Genomic DNA, 16,947 nt, shown 5'->3' with positions numbered 1-16,947 from the left:
ATTAAGATGATATTTTTGGATACTGTAAAGGTATAGAAAATTAATTTTGTAAAGGTTGTGAAGGTATGTTTTCTTTTAACTTTTTATTACTTCATTAATTGGCTTTTTTTATGCCCTATATTATATTTTTCTTTTAAATAATGTTTTTCAGGTTTTGGATGTACATGCCAGTATGATACATGATGATTATCTATTATAATGTTATCTGGCATTATAATAACACTCTATTTATTAGGTACTAAATACACTAAATAAACATCTTTATTATATAAAGTAACATTTGTTTGATCTTTTCTATTCATTAACACACCATTTAATATTTCATTAGTGTATTCTTACTATTCCGTTTACTCTATCAAAATCATCGTCAAAACTAGCTATTTCAATTATATTATCTTTTTTCATTAAGTTTACTATTATACTGTCTGTTAATGATAATTTATGATATTTAATTAAGGTGTCCATAGAATCATTATACAATTCCATATCTTCAGTTATAACAGTGAAATTATCTAATATTGCTTTATAAACTCGTTTACTTGCATCAACTCCTGCTTTTTTATTTATTAATGCAATTGTTTCGTTTATAACAGATTGACACATTATTTTTTCTTTTTTATCTATCATTGGAAGTACTTTTTTAGCTTGTTCATGATATTGGTCTTTAGGAACAAATAAAGCAACTATATAAGATGTGTCAATGAAAATTTTACTAGTCATTTATATTATTCCTTGTTTCTTAATTTTCTGACTTCTTCAACACTATTAAACGGCTCATCAACTTCAATCATCCCTATTAAATCTTTTAATGATTTATTTTTTGTGTTAATTTCTGGCTCATTTTTTAATCCTTGTTTTAAGTATTCGTTTATTATTTCTGTCTGTGTTGTATCTTTATTTAAAGCTACTACTTTAATAGCTTTGAGAATATCAGTATCTAAATTTAAAGTTGTTTTAACTTTGCTTTGCATTTTCATTATCTCCTATTTTTTGTAAGTATATATTACTATATGGTTTATAATATATAAATATTACCTTACATAAGATATAAAAATAAATTATTAAATCTTAACTATTTTCTTGAATATTTAACACACATGTAAAGGTTTATCCTATTCTTCCTATATCTTCAAATATATCAAAATCCTTATCAAAACTAATTATTTCTTTTATATCATTGTTTAACATAACTATATAGATTAAGTTATCAAAAAAACCAATAGGATTAACTAAAGTACCATCTAATGCTTGTCTATAGTGAAAAATAGCTAAAATCCATAATATCAAATTTTAATCCTTAAAATTAAGAATGAATAAGAAAGAATTAAAACTAGAAAACTTTCAATATCAATGAAAATTAAATTACTATATATTATTATAAAATAAGAAAAGAAGGAAGTAAATATAATATTATAAAATAAGAAAAGAAGGAATTAAACATACTATTATAAAATAAGAAAAGAAGGAAGTAAATATAATATTATAAAATAAGAAAAGAAGGAAGTAAATATAATATTATAAAATAAGAAAAGATGGAATTAAATATATTATTAGAAAGTTCCATCAATAAAGTCTTCTAAAGGATCAGATTCTACTTCAGAAGGAGCATTAGTTATTTGATTTACATCTACTCTTTCAATACCTCTTTCAGGATACATGTATTGAGATTTAACTCCAGAAACAACAATTGTAGTTCTTACAACGTTTTGTAAATTTTCATCGATTTGAGCTCCCCAAATAATATTAGCTTCTGGATCCAATCTATCTGCAACAATCTGAACGATTTTTTCAGATTCATGTAATGTTAAGTCAGAACTACCAGATATATTAATTAACGCACCTTTAGCATCCGAAATATCTAAGTCAAGTAATGGGCTGTTAAGAGCTTCATGAACTGATTCTAATGCCCTATCTCCAGATTCAGATTCTCCCATACCAATCATAGCCATTCCAGAGCCTTGCATGATGCTTCTAATATCTGCAAAATCAAGAGCAATTAAACCTTGTTTAGTAATTAATTCTGTTATTCCTTTTACTGCCCTTCCTAATATTTCATCTGAAACCATGAAAGCTTTATTTAAAGGAAGATTAGGTGCTACTTCTAGTAATTTATCATTAGGTATTACTATAACAGTATCAGCTGTTTCTTGTAGTTTTTCTAAACCTTTTTCCGCATTTTCTCTTCTTTTGATACCTTCAGCAGAGAATGGCATTGTAGCTACAGCAACAGTTAATGCTCCTGCTTTTTTAGCCAATTTAGAAATAATTGGGGCTGATCCGGTTCCAGTTCCTCCCCCAAGACCACAGGTTACAAATACCATGTCTGCACCATCAAGTTCATCCCTTATTTCATCTTCACTTTCTTCAGCACATTCTTCCCCAACATCAGGATTTCCACCTGCGCCGAGACCACCACATGTCTTTTCACCAAGGAGAAGCTTTTTAGAAGATTGACTGTAGAATAAGTCTTGAGCATCTGTATTGACAGTTACAGTATCTGCCCCTTCAATCCCAATTGCATTTAATCTAGAAACTGTATTATTTCCAGCTCCACCAGCTCCAACTACAAAAATTTTAGCACGACTTTGCTCCATCCAACCTCTTAGATCATCATCAATGTCTGCTGATATCCTTGTTGGATGTTCTTTTTCCATCCTTTTTTCAGATTCTTTTATTGCATCATCTATAAATTTCACTTCATAACCCCACATTATAATATGTTAATTGATTTGTAATAAGTTATATTTAAATGCACTGGTTTAAATCATATAAATTCAGATATTAGATAAAAATTTTATCTGAAATTCTTAAATTCAAATATTCAAATCATGGATATGAACTATATTTTTTAATTATAATCTAATCTTAAAATCTAATAAAAAATTCCAATTAAATTATTATTGTTGCTAAATATGAGTGAAGTTAAGAATATCCATTATTGATAAGAATTTATTTTATAAACTATATAATATTGAATATAAATATTGAATTATAAAATCTAAAACTTATTTAAATATACATTTTAGCATGATTATTGATAATTGTTTAAAAATTACTCCCTAGGCATAGCTATTATTTCATGAATTCTCATATCAAATACATTAGTCATGTTAGCCGGAGTTATAATAGCTGCAGAATCAGATCCAGTAGCTCTACCACCAATAGCTAGTATTTCTTCATCAACTGGAATTAAGCCTGCATCTGCTAACATGATACTAATTTCTGCACATACTTTAATTCCATGAGAAAAGATTCTGAATGTTTCAGCAATAATTTCAACAGGAGTTACACCACCAAATTTATTTGAAATCCCTCTTCCAACCCCACTTAGTGCATGAGATCCTACAAAAGTGATAATTCCTCTTTTTTCAAGTTTTTCTATAGCTTCACTTGAAATTTCTATTTTATTTTTTTCTCTAAATCCTGCGTGATGAGTAACATTCAAAATAACAATATCATCAAACTCACCCTTTAAAGCATCATCTAATTTCAACGCAGTTTCTCCTGAAACAGATGCAATAGCTATATATTTAATATTAGATCCTAATAACCGTTTTTTAACTAATTTAATTAATTCATCCGTATTTTCCTTACCAGGATTCTCAAAATAGTTTATTGATTTTTCCATAAAACCTCTCCTTATAATTCCTAGATGTATAAACCTGCCCCACCATAATTATTAATAGACAAGAATTTTAATAATACTAAAACTGGATTATAGGATGTTATTAGTTTTATTTTCCCCATAAATTCTTTTATAGCTATTAGTGAGTCATATTAGGTTTTTAAAGTTAATTATTTATTAAGGATTTCTAGTAATTATATATACTAAATTATATGTTTATATTTGTTTTGATTTTTTCATTATCTTGAAAAAAATGATTCATTAATTTAAAATTTATGAACAATAAGAAAATTAAAAATAAAATATGAAAATTAAATAAAAATAAAATTAAAATTAAAAATAAAATATAAAAATAAAATAAAATATAAAAATAAAATTAAAAATAAAATTAAAAATAAAATATAAAAATATAATTAAAATCATAATAGCAAGTTAATAGTAAATTATAGCTAATAGTAAGCTATTATTATCTATTATTAACTTAATATTAAGCTATCGTTAAGTTATTATTAATTTATATAATCTAAATAAATATGATTGAATTAAAATGAAAGCAATTACTATTGAATGAATAATCATGAAATAAATGAAGTATATGATCGTAATAAACGAGATATTAATAAATTATAATAAAATTATTAAATACTAAAAAGAATATAAATATAACAATGATGATTTTAAAGGTGATAACTTGAAGTGTTTTGATTTTCTTCTTCCAGAAAGGGGAGATAAACCACGGAAAACTGGAATTACAATGGTATTGGACAAGGGTCTTGGCTATGAAACAGCAAAAAGTTTGATGGAAATTTCTGGAGAATACGTGGATCTGTTGAAATTTGGATGGGGAACCATAATGGTTCAAGATAGAGATGTAGTGAAAAAAAAAATAGAAATGTATAAATCATTTGATATAATTCCTTACACAGGTGGAACATTATTTGAAATAGCTTATATGAAAAATAAAACACAAGAATTTTTCAAAGAAACTAAAGATATGGGCTTTGAAGCTATTGAGATTTCTGATGGTTCAATAGATATACCTCACGAAGAAAAATTAGGATTCATAACTCAAGCAAAGAATGAAGGATTTTATGTTCTATCTGAAGTAGGAAAGAAAGATATTCAAAAAGATGCAGACATTGATCTAGATGAGAGAATTGAGTTAATAAAGGCCGAAATTAGTTCAGGATCAGATAAAGTCATAATTGAAGCTCGAGAAGGTGGAAAAAGCATAGGAATATTTGATGATAAAGGAATAGCTAAGGATAAAGAAGTTGATTCCATTTTAAATAATTTACCCTCTGATAAAATAATATGGGAAGCTCCGAACAAAGATCAGCAAGTTTATTTTGTGCTTAAAGTTGGAAATGATGTTAATCTTGGCAACATATCCTCAGAAGAAATAATATCTCTTGAAACAATTCGCCGTGGACTTAGAGGAGATACTATCGAACTTTTAGAATAAAATTCCTAAACTAATGATATACATGGTTAAAAATTTAAATAAAGAAATAAAAAATCATTTAGATGAATCATCAGATATTAAAGGATGTGATCTAAAGTCTAGATATTTTACTGAAACTGAATCTAAATTTAAATCTAACCCTGAAGGAAAATACAAGTATAAATATATAGAAAAAATGGATTATATTATTATTCCTATTGAAACAGATTATATTGAACCAAATGAAAATTTAGATAAAATACTTCATCCTGTTTTAGATATAGCTGAAGATAATGATTATTTAGTAATATCTGAAACTCCTATAGCTATTTCTCAAGGAAGGGTAGTGGATGAAATGGATTATGAACCTGGATTAAAGGCTAAATTTTTAGCAATAATATGGAGTAAGTATATTTGGGGTTATTTTTTTGGACCCCTTCTTGGAATTAAAAAAAGGACTATTGAAAATTTAAGAAAGCTTCCTGAAGAGTCAAAAAGGCATAAAGAAGTTGTTTTACAATTATATGGATTGAAACATGCATTAAAACCCGCTTCAGAAGCAGGCATAGATTTAAGCAATGCGCCTGGAACTCTTGTTTCATTACTTCCAGAAAATCCTATGAAAGTAGCTAAAAAAATAGCTAAATTTATTCAAGACTCATCCTCTAAAAATGTTAATGTTTTAATAATTGATACTGATGCAACATATAAAAGAGGAGATACATATTTTACTGGACTTCCTACAGCTATTTACCCAATAAAATCTAACAAAGGAGTAATCGCTTATATTTTAGGCCAATTTTTTGAAAATGTAGGATCTACGCCTCTTGGAAGTTCAATGGAAATAAGTATTGAAAAAGCTTTAAAAATAGCTAATATAGTTGAAGACTACCAAAAACAGCTATCAACTAATATGGATACCATACATAGTGTTAGTAAAGTTTTAGGAAGTGATAAAGATAATGTTACAATAGAAGATTTAAACTCTATTAATCATACGCCTGCAGTCATTATAAGAGAAAAAAAAATAAAGCAAAAATCTGAAATAGGAAAAATTAAAAGATCAGAACCATAATAAGATTTAAAAAATTATAATATTCACAATACAAAATTATTTATGTATTATAAGGACCAAACTATAGTACAAAAACAAAAAGTATAAAATTATTTCATATTATAGGTATGAAACTATAATGGTAGAAATACAAAACTATAAATATTATGAGTTACATAATATATGTATTGATAATATAAAAATATTAGTTATCTTATTTAAATTTATTAATTTTTTAGATAGTTATTCTTAAAGTATAGTTTTTGAGATATTTATTTTTAAAGTATGCTTTTAATATTGAATTTATTAAAAATATAGTGAATATGCTATTTTTATTAACGGAACTGAGAACATTGAATTTCTTTAATCATTTTATAACAATGATTAGTTAATATTGAATTACCATTAAACATTATAATAACAAAAATAGTATTACTATAATTAATTTTATATTGTATGAAGAACACACTATTACCATCAAAAAATAATATGGTAGTATCATTAAATATTATTTTATATTGTGATAAATATATCCACAGATGATTCTAGAAGTTTTTTGTGGAATTTATCACCTACTAATATAATATTATAATGACTTTTTAAAGAGAAGAGGATTGAATAAATGTTAAGAAATCCATTAGTCCAAGAATTATTATATGGAATTATCCAAGAAGAAGAAAATATGTGCATAGTTGAGTGTTTGATAAATGGCATTACAACTGATGAAGAAATAGCTGAAAAAACTGAAATAAAGCTAAACATCGTTAGAAAAGTCCTATATAAACTTTATGACTCAGGATTAGCTAGTTACAAACGAAGTAAAGATCCTGAAACTCAATGGTACACATATGCATGGGAATTTGATTCTAGTAATGTAATGAATCAATTAGAAGAAAAAGCAACCAATAGAATTGGTAAATTAAAACAACTTTTAGATGTTGAAGAAGGAAATATGTATTTTGTATGTCCTAGTGGTCATTCAAGGTTTACTTTTGATGAAGCATCCGAAAAAGGATTCGTATGTCCAGATTGTGGGGAAGAAACTAAATTTGAAGAAAACGACAATATAATTAGAAGGATAAAAGAAGAAATTAAAGCATATGAAGAATCTTATTCGTTCATTAAGACAGGAAATGCTAAATAATTCTTCAAACATTATTTTTATAATTCTTTAAAAATTAGTCCATGAATAGATTATTCATCCCAGTGAGTATAATATTCAATCTAGTGACAATGCATATTATTTTTACTATTCTTTCAAATATTTAATTAATTGACTATTCTAACTATATTAAGATTTATTTTAATCTATTGATGCACTTAATCTAAGTCATTTGAATATGCTTAATCTAAGTTGTTTTGAAATATTATAACTGCTTTTAATCAATAATACCTAATTACTAATAAATTATATCCTTAACTAATTTTAATGAATTATTTAAATTTACATAATAGGCAAAGATTATGATAAATAATAACTTTCCCAAAAATTTATTAATAATAGAAGTGTTTTTATGCCAGTTAAAGTTTTAAAAAAAGAAGGGTGTCCAGATTGGGTTATAAATCACTCCATAGCCGTATATAAAAAAGCTATGGAAATATCTAAAAATTTTGAAGATGCTGATATAGATTTAATAAAAGAAGCATCCCTACTACATGACATTGGCCGCAGCAAGACTAATACTATTTGTCATGGCATTATAGGAGCAAAATTAGCTATTGAAAATGGATTTTCAAAAGACGTAGGGAGAATAATCGAAAGACATGTTGGAGCTGGAATAACAGAAGAAGAAGCTGTTGAATTAGGACTTCCAAAAAAAAGCTATTTGCCTGCCACAATTGAAGAAAAAATTGTTTCCCATAGTGATAATCTAATTAATGGCTCAGAAGAAGTAGATATTGACTTCGTGATAAATAAATGGGAAAAAAGAATTCCTAATTCTGATGAAGCAATAGCTCGACTAAAAAAAACACATAAAGAACTTCTGCACTGAGATAATCTAATTAACAAACATCAAAAATAAACAACACCTTCATACTAATACTTCTTATAAATACTATAAATAATTGAAAATTAGCTACATTGATCTATTTATTTATTACTAGGAAAATATCTATAATCATTCTACCACATTTATCTTATTTTATCATATTTATCTTATCATATTTATCCTATTTATCCTATTTTATAATATTTATCTTATTTTATCCTATTTATCCTATAAGTAATTGATATTGTAATTATTATTTTTATTTTATTAGAGTTTAATATTTTCTTAAAGTTTAATAATTAGATTATTTTTAATAGAATATCTTAACTAAACCATTGTTAAAACATATATGTTAATTAAATTTATTATTAAGATTGAAAAGGTCTGATGAAATCATATAAATAACATTACTAGTAATATCAAAAACTTTCTCTTTAGATGTCAAAAATAAAATCTGAAAACTAATAAGAAACTAACAATAGAAAAAGAACTTAAAAAGATTTTAAGTATGAAATAACAATTTTTATCATAATTTTAAATAATAAATAAAGTTTAAATGCTTTACAAGAAATTTAAATAAAATGAAATACATATATTTTATTAGTAGAATTGAATTATTACTTATTATTTAGTAATAGCTCATTAAATTGTTAAAGAACTAATAACAAGGGGATTTGATGTTTAAGTATAGATGTAAAGTATGTAATTATATTTACGATGAAACAGAAGAAAAAGTGGTTTTCGAAGACATTCAAAAGGATTGGAAATGTCCCATCTGTAATGCTTCAAAAAAGCTATTTATAGAAATAGAAGAACTAAAAAGAGAAAAATCAAAGGAGTCTTATAAAACAGTTTCTGATATTATTATAGAACAAATTAGTGCATGGGGAGTTAAATACGTTTTTGGAATTCCTGGAACATCTTCACTAGGAATAGTTGAGGCATTACGAAAAAATAAAGATATTCAATATTTTCAAGTGAGACATGAGCAAACAGCTGCGTTAATGGCATCAGCCTATGGAAAATTAACTGGGAATATAGCTGCATGCTTAACCATTACTGGTCCTGGTGCAACAAATTTAGCTACTGGTCTATATGATGCAAAACAAGACAGATCTCCTGTTTTAGCTATTACTGGTTATGTAACAAGAGAATTAATTGGAACAAAATCATTCCAAGAAATAAATCAGCAAGAATTCTTTGAACCTATATCTGTTTATAATAAAATAATAACCCATCCAGATGAAACCACCAAATTAATCACTTTTGCTATGAGACATGCTTTAATTAAAAAAGGAGTCGCACACATTGCAGTATCTGAAAACATTCAAAAGGAACGATGTGACGATGAAATAATAGATATTGAAGGGAGAATAGCTACATTATCAGGTACAGCCCCTAAAAATGAAATCACAAAAGCAGCTGCTCTTATAAATTCTGCAAAACGCCCGGTTATAATTGCAGGTTTTGGAGCATTAGAAAATAAAAAGGATATTGAAAAATTGGCTAAAAAAATATCTGCACCAATAGCCACAACTTTTAAAGGAAAACCTGTGATTGATGATGCCCATCCCTGTTATGTTGGTTCTCATGGGAAAATTGGATCAAGTTCTGCAATGTATCTAACTGACCATTCTGATTTGCTTATAGTAATAGGGGCATCTTTTTCAGACAATACAGGTATTCCAGAAAAACCAACCATACAAATAGATGTTGATCCTATGGTGATTGGGAAAAGACATCCCATAAAAGTGGGAATAGTTGGAACCAGTGGAGAAGTTGTGCCAGAAATAATAAATGAAGTAGAGGATTCAAATAAAGAAAGTTATCTAGAAGAAATAGCTAATTTAAAAGAAGAATGGAATAAAACCCTATCCAATGAAGCAGACCCAAATAAAACTCCTTTAAAATTCCCATATATAATGAGAGAACTTGCTAACTACATTGATGATGATGCAATCATATCCCTAGATGTTGGTGAAAATGGATGGAGAGTTGGAAGAAATTATCCTATGAAAATTGAACAAAAATTAGTTATGTCAGGTTATTTAGGCACTATGGGCTTTGGACTTCCAGGAGCTTTAATAGCTCAGATCGTCGACCCAAAAAAACAAGTCATCTGTATAACTGGAGATGGAGGATTTGGAATGGTTATGGGAGATTTTTTAACTGCTGTGAAGTATAAATTACCTATAAAAGTCCTTGTTTTCAACAATCATGAACTTGGAATGATAATGCAAGAGCAAAAAGCTGAAAAATATAATAATTGGCAAACTCATCTTCAAGATTGTGACTTTGCAGAATTTGCTAATATCTGTGGAGGGACAGGTTTAACTGCAAATGATTCCAATGGGCTTAAAAAGGCTTTTAAAGAAGCATTTGAACTTGAAGGTCCTGTTATAATTAATATTGAAACAGACCCTAATAGTTATGATTAGAAATACAAGATTAGAATTAGTTAGCCAAGACAATTGATAAATAAAGGTAATTGTTCAATAATTCAATTTAAAGGATATTCAAAGGTCTTTATAAGAAATAATTATTTATTCTCATCAATAATATCATTTAAAGAATTTTGTGAAACTATCTCTTTTCATTACTGATGTACTTTAAAGATTCTTTGAGTTCTTTAATTTCTTCATTAGACTTATTTAAAGAATTTTGTGAAACTATCTCTTTTCATTACTGATGTACTTTAAAGATTCTTTGAGTTCTTTAATTTCTTCATTAGACTTATTTAAAGAATTTTGTGAAACTATCTCTTTTCATTACTGATGTACTTTAAAGATTCTTTGAGTTCTTTAATTTCTTCATTAGACTTATTTAAAGAATTTTTGATGTTTATTAATCCCTCTTCTACTGTATCTTCATAATCACCAGTAACTGTCATACTGCGAATCATATCAAGATTAATTCTATAATTTTTTTTATGTTTTGCCTTATAAATGTCAGTAAATTCAATTGTTACTTCATATGTGGATATATCTGAGTCAAGTTCTTTATTTTCTGTTTTTCCAGAATCTAAAAGTGTAACTATTCGTAATTGCGCAGGCATTATCTGAATTTCCCTATTTAATAAAGATTTAAGTGGTTTATTATTAGTTATTCGATCTGCTTGTTTTGAGTATATTTTCACATTATAAGCTTCACTTGATCCAATATTTTTCACTACTAGATAGATAGCATGCTTATGGTTCATGTAATGAGCTATTACATTAGCACTATTAAGTTTTTGTGAATCCTTTCGAGCGAGATAAAGAGTTGCAAATACAGCTAAAGCTGTCATAAAAGCTGCCGCACTTTCTAAATCTGCAAATGTTACCCCATAATTTGTTAAAAGATGATTTATTATTAAATAGAAATCATATAAAATGTAATACATATTAAAACACCAAGTTGTTATTCATAAATAATATTTAATATCAATCGTCTTCCATCCAACTTGAATCATAAACCTACAACAATCCCAGTGAACAGTTATAACACTATTTTAGATTAAATAAGCTAGATTAAAATAAGAATTTCCAAAAGAATTTCCAAACCTTGGCAACAAATACAATATTCTAAAAATATCCAAAGTCTTAATTTTCAAAACTTAGATCATAGCTATTGATATCTAATAATCGAAAGTTAACCACTTCTCCCATATGTTCTCCTTTGTTTTGTTTCATTTGTTCAAATATCCCTATTCCTTTAAATTTAGTTATATTAGTAAAATAATAATTTGAATCTCAGTCTATTATTTCATCTAATAATTTGTTAATTCCTTTATTATATATTGTAATGCATTTTATTTAAATTTTAGTATTTATTTATTAGCTAATTTAAGTTTTTGAGTTGTTAGGTATTTGATTATGATTACAGGTTCGAATAAAATATAGGAACTTATATTTATAATGTATATGAAAGATACAAATATTGCTTAAAAATTAAAAATAGATTAAAAATAAAGAAAAATTTGTGTGATCCCCTATGAAAGTTATATGTTCGAGTGAAGAATCATTATACCGACCAGAGGTTGTTAGATGGAGAAAAAGAATGGAATTAATGAAACCTCTAGGAGAAGTTGTTATTGTTCTTCCTTGTAGTATGAAAAAACCTTATTCCAATTCAAAAAGCCATCAAAAATTCAAAAGAGGTACGAAAGGATATCAGGAGCTAATTTTAACCTCTCCTTTTGGAATATGTCCTAGAGAAATGGAAAATACTTATCCTATTCAATCATATGATGTTGCAGTATCTGGAGATTGGAGTTATGAAGAGAAAAAAATAGCTGGTGAACTTCTTAAAAATTATGTTGGAGATAAAAAAGTAATAGCTAATGTTTCTGGAGGATATGAAGATGTGTGTAGAGAATACCTTGATGAATGTACTTACGTAGCTGAAGAAGGAAAACCTACATCGGCTGATTCAATTTATAACCTAAGAACAGAACTAAAAAAATATAAGAAAATTAAAAGACGTGAAAAAGTATTAAATGAACTTAGATCAATAGCTATTTACCAATTTGGTCAAGGAGCCGAAGATTTAATTCCCGATGATGTTGTAGCTAAAGGAAAATATCATCGGAAAATATTTTCAGATAGTAAACAATTAGCTCTTTTAAACAGAGATATTGGATTATATTCCCTTAACCTTGAAGGTGGGAAAAAATTAGCTGAAATTGGATTGAAAGTAGTTGAAATAGATTTTGATCTGAAAACAAACACTTTATTTGCCCCAGGAGTTTCAAAAGCAGATCATGATATAATTCCAAAAGATGAAGTTGTAATAACTAGAAATGGGGAAGTGGTTGGAGTTGGAAAAGCTATTTTAAATGGAAAAGAAATGGAAGAACTTAAAAATGGAATAGCTGTTCGAATAAGGCACAGAAAAAAATAATAAGAAAAAATGATGATCATTATAACTAATAATTACCAGTTATTCTTCTAAAAACCCTTTCATAGTTATTATATAATATTAAAAATAAAAAGAAATAGAAGATAATGGAAATAGAAAATAAATATATAATGGAATATAAATAGAAAATAGATAAAAATAGAAAATAAATAGATAATGGAATATAAATAGAAAATAAATTTTCATCTATTTTTAAAAAATAAAATTTTTTATTGAAAATATTTATTTCATAATACAATTTTTAAAAAGTCTAAATGAGTTTTAAATATAATAAATTCCAATTAAATCACTTATTTTTTAAAATAAAATGGTTTAAAATGGTTATTGAAAATTTAAATAATATAAATCTTGAAAATACCTAGTTTATCCTTAAAATATCTAAATGATAAAATAGCTATATATAAATATAATTAAAACAAAATGTGATATGATTATTTTTATATGATATTTAAAAATTTTATCATATATCTTTAATGATAAATAAAATTAGAAAATAAGTTACAAAAACCATACCAATTTAATAAAAATAATACAAATTGACAAAAATAATATAAATGGAATAAACCATATAATTACTATTAAGTTGTGTAAATAATTAAAAAAAATAAATTTAAATATCATTAGTACTTATTTTATAGTAATTATTTAAGCAAATTGTAAAAATAATTAAAAAATAAATTTAAAAAGATCCAAAATTATTATCTTAAAGTGAATATAAAATCAAAAGAAATAAAGTGAGGAATAAAATGTCAGATGATTTAACAAATAAAGTAAAAGAGGCTGTTTCTAAAGTTAAAGATCCACATATGGGAGTAAGCATAGTGGAAATGGGAATTGTGCAAAATATTGATGTTGATGGTAGTACTGCAAAAATTATCATAAAACCTACAAATCCAGGTTGTATGAGTGTGACTCGTATGGCTGCAGATGCTAAAGCCCAAGCTCTATCTGTTGATGGAATTGAAAAAGTGGAAATTATTGTTGAAGGACATACTATGGCAGATTCAATTAATGAAATGATTAATAAATCTTAATTTCCGACTAATAAAAAAAATAATCAATCTATATCAATTTAATTTTAATACACAATATTCTCATAGTCTTAATTAAATAACAAGACTATGAAACTAATTTTTAATATTATATAATAATTATGTCTTAATCATATCAATTATATCAATCGAAAGCATTATATATGATGAAATCCAAATGTTGAATTTAGCTTTAATTTTATCTTATTTTATAATAATTAAATAAAAATTTAATATTAATTACCTGAATAAAGTATGAATAATCTTGTAAAAATAGAGGCCAGTGGCTCAGCTTGGTTAGCGCGCACGGCTGATAACCGTGAGGTCCTGGGTTCGAATCCCAGCTGGCCTATCTCTATTATAGACATTTAATATTTAAATCCTGCTAATTTTTAAATTATAAAAAGTTGATATTTAAATCATCTTATTTTTACATTTTAATCAGTCAACATTTTAGTAATTTTATCTCAAGTAAATTTTATCTTAAGTATTTTTTATTTCTTCAAAAAATCCTGATAGATATTGAACTTAGTCTGTATGACTATTTTTAAATGTTATCAAATTTAAATTCAAGATTATAGTAATATATTAAACACTTTAGAATAAGAATATTAAAAAAAATATATCTTAAACAATTCATTAATACAGCCATTAATTAAAAAAATATATCTTAAACAATTCATTAATACAGCCATTAATTAAAAAAATATATCTTAAACAATTCATTAATATAGCTATTAATCATTTATATTTTAGATATCTCTAAAATTATTATTTTCAAATAAATGTATAGTACTATAATTAGAATAAGAAAGGGCTATGTGATGAAAATAACGAATGAGACAAATATGAATGCTATTTAAATAACGATATTCATCTAATTATTCCACCAAACCCTTTTAAAAAAGTTTCAACATTTTCAAATGCAGAAACATCAAAAGCATCGATTTCAAAGGTTATGCTAATTTTATCATTGGCTACTTGAGGACCATGATATATGTCTGTAATTTTAACATCTGTGATCTCATCTAATTTTGAAATTGCCTGTGCGATAATAGCTTCATTGCAGCTATTTGGAAAAACACAACTTATGGATTGAGTTTTAATTTCTTTATTAATCAACTTCCATTCTTTTAAGTTTTCTTCATCTAAAATTTTGATATTAGCTATTTTTAAGTTTTTTTCACCTTTTTTAGTGTTAAGAGTCACAAATTCAGGATCTAAATCAGTCAATATTCCTATATGAACTTCTTCAGAATAAATATGCTTTAATGCTATTTCTTTTCCCACTGCATTTTTAAGTGAGCTTATTTCATGGTTTAGTGATTCAATAGCTTTATCGCTGCGTCCAAGAGCTGCTTGGATATCATCAAGATTTTTAGTGGCTTCAATAGCTATTTTTACAAATTTTTCTTCATCTTGATTTGTCAAAACATCCTTCAACTCAAGTACTGATTCAGTAAATGTTTCTCTAACATTTTCTCCATTTTCATTTTCAAGTTGTATAGAATAGGTTAGGATTGGATTTTGAGAAACTATTCTTGAAATCATATCTACCATAAGACCATAAATAGGACTAGCAAATTTTCTAGTGTCTTTTATACTAATTCCAAGTTTTTTAATAGCTGATGCTGTTGAAATGTAAGAGAAATGTGTTAAAATTTGGACAATTGACATCATTTTATCATGTTCTGAAGGACTGGCTTCAATTATTCTCATTTTATGCTTTTTTAAGAAATCAATAACTTTAGGATACCACTTTCCTTTTTTGATTGGGGTTAAAACAATCACTTGTCCGTTTAAATTAGTAGTTCTAGGACCAAAAACGGGATGAGTAGGTATAAATTCTACATCATCATCCAGTAATTCATTCATTAAATTACTTGGGCCTTCTTTAACAGACGTAACATCAAGAAGAAGTGAACCTTTTTTCATAGAGTTAGCTATTTCTTTAATAACAGCAGAAGTAGTAGCTATTGGAACAGATACTATTACAATATCGTTGACATTAGCTGTTTTTTTATTGTCATTAGAATAGCTAACTCCCAATTTTTCACTTACAGTTAAGCCAACAGAAGTATCTCGCCCGGTTATGGTTACATCATAACCTTCTTTTTTCAAAAGGATAGCTAAAGTCTTTCCAAGACCCTTTGTTCCCCCAATTATTCCAACTTTCATACTATCTTTATTTTTTAGTATTAAATAATGTGTTTAGTTAATATTTAAGATTTTAATAGTATTTTCTATTTATGTTTCAATATTTTTAAATAATAGTATTTTCTATTTATGTTTCAATATTTTTAAATAATAGTATTTTCTATTTATGTTTCAATATTTTTAAATAATAGTATTTTCTATTTATGTTTCAATATTTTTAAATTCATCAGGATAAATTCGTTTATATGCCTTCTCAGCAACAAATCCCCCGAAAAATCCTAATATTATAGCTATTACACAAGAAACTATAAATCCAATTAAAAAATTTTGAAAATCAAATCCAAGATTTGAAGCTATGTATTCAGGGATTCTAGGAGACATAATCATCCCTATCATGAAATTTAGTATTTCAAAAATTAATGCTGCCATTATTCCAATTAAATAAGTTTTATTCTCTTTTTCAACCATGTATGTAGCTATAAAACCTACAATGGTTATTATGAAAATATTATCAAAAAAAAGTGTTAATATGGCTCCAATAACCAAACTAACAATTATTGAAGTACTTATTCCATATGCCATCTTACAACAGCTCCTTCTCTTTTTAAACAATTTTTATGTATAATTATCATTAAATAGTAATTCATTTCTTAATTATATTTCTATTATTATAAATTTAAATAATAATCATTTTTTTAATTATTATTAAAAATTTAAAAATTGATTCTAGCTATTAATTATATTAA

The 16,947-nt window shown here is 26.0% G+C and carries 16 protein-coding genes and 1 tRNA gene; 8 read left to right on the top strand and 9 right to left on the bottom strand.

The annotated features are described in order from the left end of the window. Window positions 1–86: 86 nt before the first annotated feature. The 6 genes from MBCUT_RS11750 to MBCUT_RS06520 form a co-directional block, all read right to left on the bottom strand. The gene (locus tag MBCUT_RS11750) at window positions 87–212 is read right to left on the bottom strand and encodes a hypothetical protein (RefSeq protein ID WP_281177950.1); all 126 of its coding nucleotides are present in this window, start codon (window positions 210–212) and stop codon (window positions 87–89) included. Between the two features lie 112 nt (window positions 213–324). Next, entirely contained in the window at window positions 325–720 is a 396-nt protein-coding gene (locus tag MBCUT_RS06540; protein WP_067259882.1) for a type II toxin-antitoxin system VapC family toxin, read from the bottom strand. 5 nt (window positions 721–725) lie between these two features. Beyond that, the gene (locus MBCUT_RS06535; RefSeq protein ID WP_067259881.1) at window positions 726–971 is read right to left on the bottom strand and encodes a DUF6364 family protein; all 246 of its coding nucleotides are present in this window, start codon (window positions 969–971) and stop codon (window positions 726–728) included. Between the two features lie 136 nt (window positions 972–1,107). Next, window positions 1,108–1,287: a hypothetical protein gene (locus tag MBCUT_RS06530; RefSeq protein ID WP_067259880.1), complete on the bottom strand. Its 180-nt coding sequence runs from the start codon at window positions 1,285–1,287 to the stop codon at window positions 1,108–1,110. 263 nt (window positions 1,288–1,550) lie between these two features. Beyond that, window positions 1,551–2,696 carry a cell division protein FtsZ gene (gene ftsZ / locus MBCUT_RS06525; protein WP_067259879.1) on the bottom strand — a complete coding sequence of 382 codons (1,146 nt, stop codon included), beginning with the start codon at window positions 2,694–2,696 and terminating at the stop codon, window positions 1,551–1,553. Between the two features lie 356 nt (window positions 2,697–3,052). Continuing rightward, window positions 3,053–3,628: a pyruvate kinase alpha/beta domain-containing protein gene (locus MBCUT_RS06520; RefSeq protein ID WP_067259878.1), complete on the bottom strand. Its 576-nt coding sequence runs from the start codon at window positions 3,626–3,628 to the stop codon at window positions 3,053–3,055. A gap of 688 nt (window positions 3,629–4,316) precedes the next feature. Here MBCUT_RS06520 and comA point away from each other — a divergent pair. From comA to MBCUT_RS06495, 5 genes are all read left to right on the top strand, one after another. Continuing rightward, complete coding sequence (gene comA, locus MBCUT_RS06515) at window positions 4,317–5,090, top strand: phosphosulfolactate synthase (RefSeq protein ID WP_067259877.1); 774 nt, start codon at window positions 4,317–4,319, stop codon at window positions 5,088–5,090. 175 nt (window positions 5,091–5,265) lie between these two features. Further along, window positions 5,266–6,144, top strand: coding sequence for a coenzyme F420-0:L-glutamate ligase (locus MBCUT_RS06510; RefSeq protein WP_067259901.1), 879 nt, complete (start codon window positions 5,266–5,268; stop codon window positions 6,142–6,144). Between the two features lie 601 nt (window positions 6,145–6,745). After that, a complete protein-coding gene (gene tfe, locus MBCUT_RS06505) occupies window positions 6,746–7,267 on the top strand; it encodes a transcription factor E (protein ID WP_067259876.1) in 522 nt (173 codons plus the stop codon). 370 nt (window positions 7,268–7,637) lie between these two features. Next, complete coding sequence (locus tag MBCUT_RS06500) at window positions 7,638–8,117, top strand: TIGR00295 family protein (protein WP_067259875.1); 480 nt, start codon at window positions 7,638–7,640, stop codon at window positions 8,115–8,117. A 674-nt stretch (window positions 8,118–8,791) separates the two neighbouring features. Further along, a complete protein-coding gene (locus MBCUT_RS06495; protein ID WP_067259874.1) occupies window positions 8,792–10,552 on the top strand; it encodes a thiamine pyrophosphate-dependent enzyme in 1,761 nt (586 codons plus the stop codon). A 317-nt stretch (window positions 10,553–10,869) separates the two neighbouring features. Here MBCUT_RS06495 and MBCUT_RS06490 read toward each other — a convergent pair whose 3' ends face one another. Next, on the bottom strand, window positions 10,870–11,496 hold the full coding sequence (locus MBCUT_RS06490; protein ID WP_067259873.1) for a hypothetical protein: 627 nt from the start codon (window positions 11,494–11,496) through the stop codon (window positions 10,870–10,872). Between the two features lie 590 nt (window positions 11,497–12,086). Here MBCUT_RS06490 and MBCUT_RS06485 point away from each other — a divergent pair. The 3 genes from MBCUT_RS06485 to MBCUT_RS06475 all read left to right on the top strand — a co-directional run bounded on the left by MBCUT_RS06485 (window position 12,087) and on the right by MBCUT_RS06475 (window position 14,396). Next, window positions 12,087–12,995, top strand: coding sequence for a DUF5591 domain-containing protein (locus tag MBCUT_RS06485; protein ID WP_067259872.1), 909 nt, complete (start codon window positions 12,087–12,089; stop codon window positions 12,993–12,995). Window positions 12,996–13,759: 764 nt separating this feature from the next. Then, the gene (locus tag MBCUT_RS06480; protein ID WP_067259871.1) at window positions 13,760–14,047 is read left to right on the top strand and encodes an iron-sulfur cluster assembly protein; all 288 of its coding nucleotides are present in this window, start codon (window positions 13,760–13,762) and stop codon (window positions 14,045–14,047) included. Window positions 14,048–14,321: 274 nt separating this feature from the next. After that, window positions 14,322–14,396, top strand: a tRNA-Ile gene (locus MBCUT_RS06475). A 521-nt stretch (window positions 14,397–14,917) separates the two neighbouring features. Here MBCUT_RS06475 and MBCUT_RS06470 read toward each other — a convergent pair. Together MBCUT_RS06470 and MBCUT_RS06465 are read right to left on the bottom strand one after the other, a co-directional pair. Continuing rightward, complete coding sequence (locus MBCUT_RS06470; protein ID WP_067259870.1) at window positions 14,918–16,222, bottom strand: prephenate dehydrogenase; 1,305 nt, start codon at window positions 16,220–16,222, stop codon at window positions 14,918–14,920. 180 nt (window positions 16,223–16,402) lie between these two features. Then, window positions 16,403–16,783, bottom strand: a complete 381-nt coding sequence (locus tag MBCUT_RS06465; RefSeq protein WP_067259869.1) for a hypothetical protein — start codon at window positions 16,781–16,783, stop codon at window positions 16,403–16,405. Between the last annotated feature and the right edge of the window lie 164 nt (window positions 16,784–16,947).

It is taken from the genome of Methanobrevibacter cuticularis, assembly GCF_001639285.1.
GTDB lineage: Archaea > Methanobacteriota > Methanobacteria > Methanobacteriales > Methanobacteriaceae > Methanobaculum > Methanobaculum cuticulare.
The sequence above is the reverse complement of the archived record's forward strand: the minus strand, read 5'-3'. Positions and strand labels throughout refer to the sequence as shown.

Bases quoted from the DNA above. Each gene is read 5' to 3' on its own strand.
- MBCUT_RS06540 (WP_067259882.1), bottom strand. From the start codon at position 720: ATGACTAGTAAAATTTTCATTGACACATCTTATATAGTTGCTTTATTT.
- MBCUT_RS06490 (WP_067259873.1), bottom strand. From the start codon at position 11,496: ATGTATTACATTTTATATGATTTCTATTTAATAATAAATCATCTTTTA.
- tfe (WP_067259876.1), top strand. From the start codon at position 6,746: ATGTTAAGAAATCCATTAGTCCAAGAATTATTATATGGAATTATCCAA.
- MBCUT_RS06495 (WP_067259874.1), top strand. From the start codon at position 8,792: ATGTTTAAGTATAGATGTAAAGTATGTAATTATATTTACGATGAAACA.
- MBCUT_RS06535 (WP_067259881.1), bottom strand. From the start codon at position 971: ATGCAAAGCAAAGTTAAAACAACTTTAAATTTAGATACTGATATTCTC.
- MBCUT_RS06480 (WP_067259871.1), top strand. From the start codon at position 13,760: ATGTCAGATGATTTAACAAATAAAGTAAAAGAGGCTGTTTCTAAAGTT.
- MBCUT_RS06465 (WP_067259869.1), bottom strand. From the start codon at position 16,783: ATGGCATATGGAATAAGTACTTCAATAATTGTTAGTTTGGTTATTGGA.
- MBCUT_RS06510 (WP_067259901.1), top strand. From the start codon at position 5,266: ATGGATTATATTATTATTCCTATTGAAACAGATTATATTGAACCAAAT.
- MBCUT_RS06470 (WP_067259870.1), bottom strand. From the start codon at position 16,222: ATGAAAGTTGGAATAATTGGGGGAACAAAGGGTCTTGGAAAGACTTTA.
- MBCUT_RS06485 (WP_067259872.1), top strand. From the start codon at position 12,087: ATGAAAGTTATATGTTCGAGTGAAGAATCATTATACCGACCAGAGGTT.
- MBCUT_RS11750 (WP_281177950.1), bottom strand. From the start codon at position 212: ATGCCAGATAACATTATAATAGATAATCATCATGTATCATACTGGCAT.
- MBCUT_RS06520 (WP_067259878.1), bottom strand. From the start codon at position 3,628: ATGGAAAAATCAATAAACTATTTTGAGAATCCTGGTAAGGAAAATACG.
- MBCUT_RS06500 (WP_067259875.1), top strand. From the start codon at position 7,638: ATGCCAGTTAAAGTTTTAAAAAAAGAAGGGTGTCCAGATTGGGTTATA.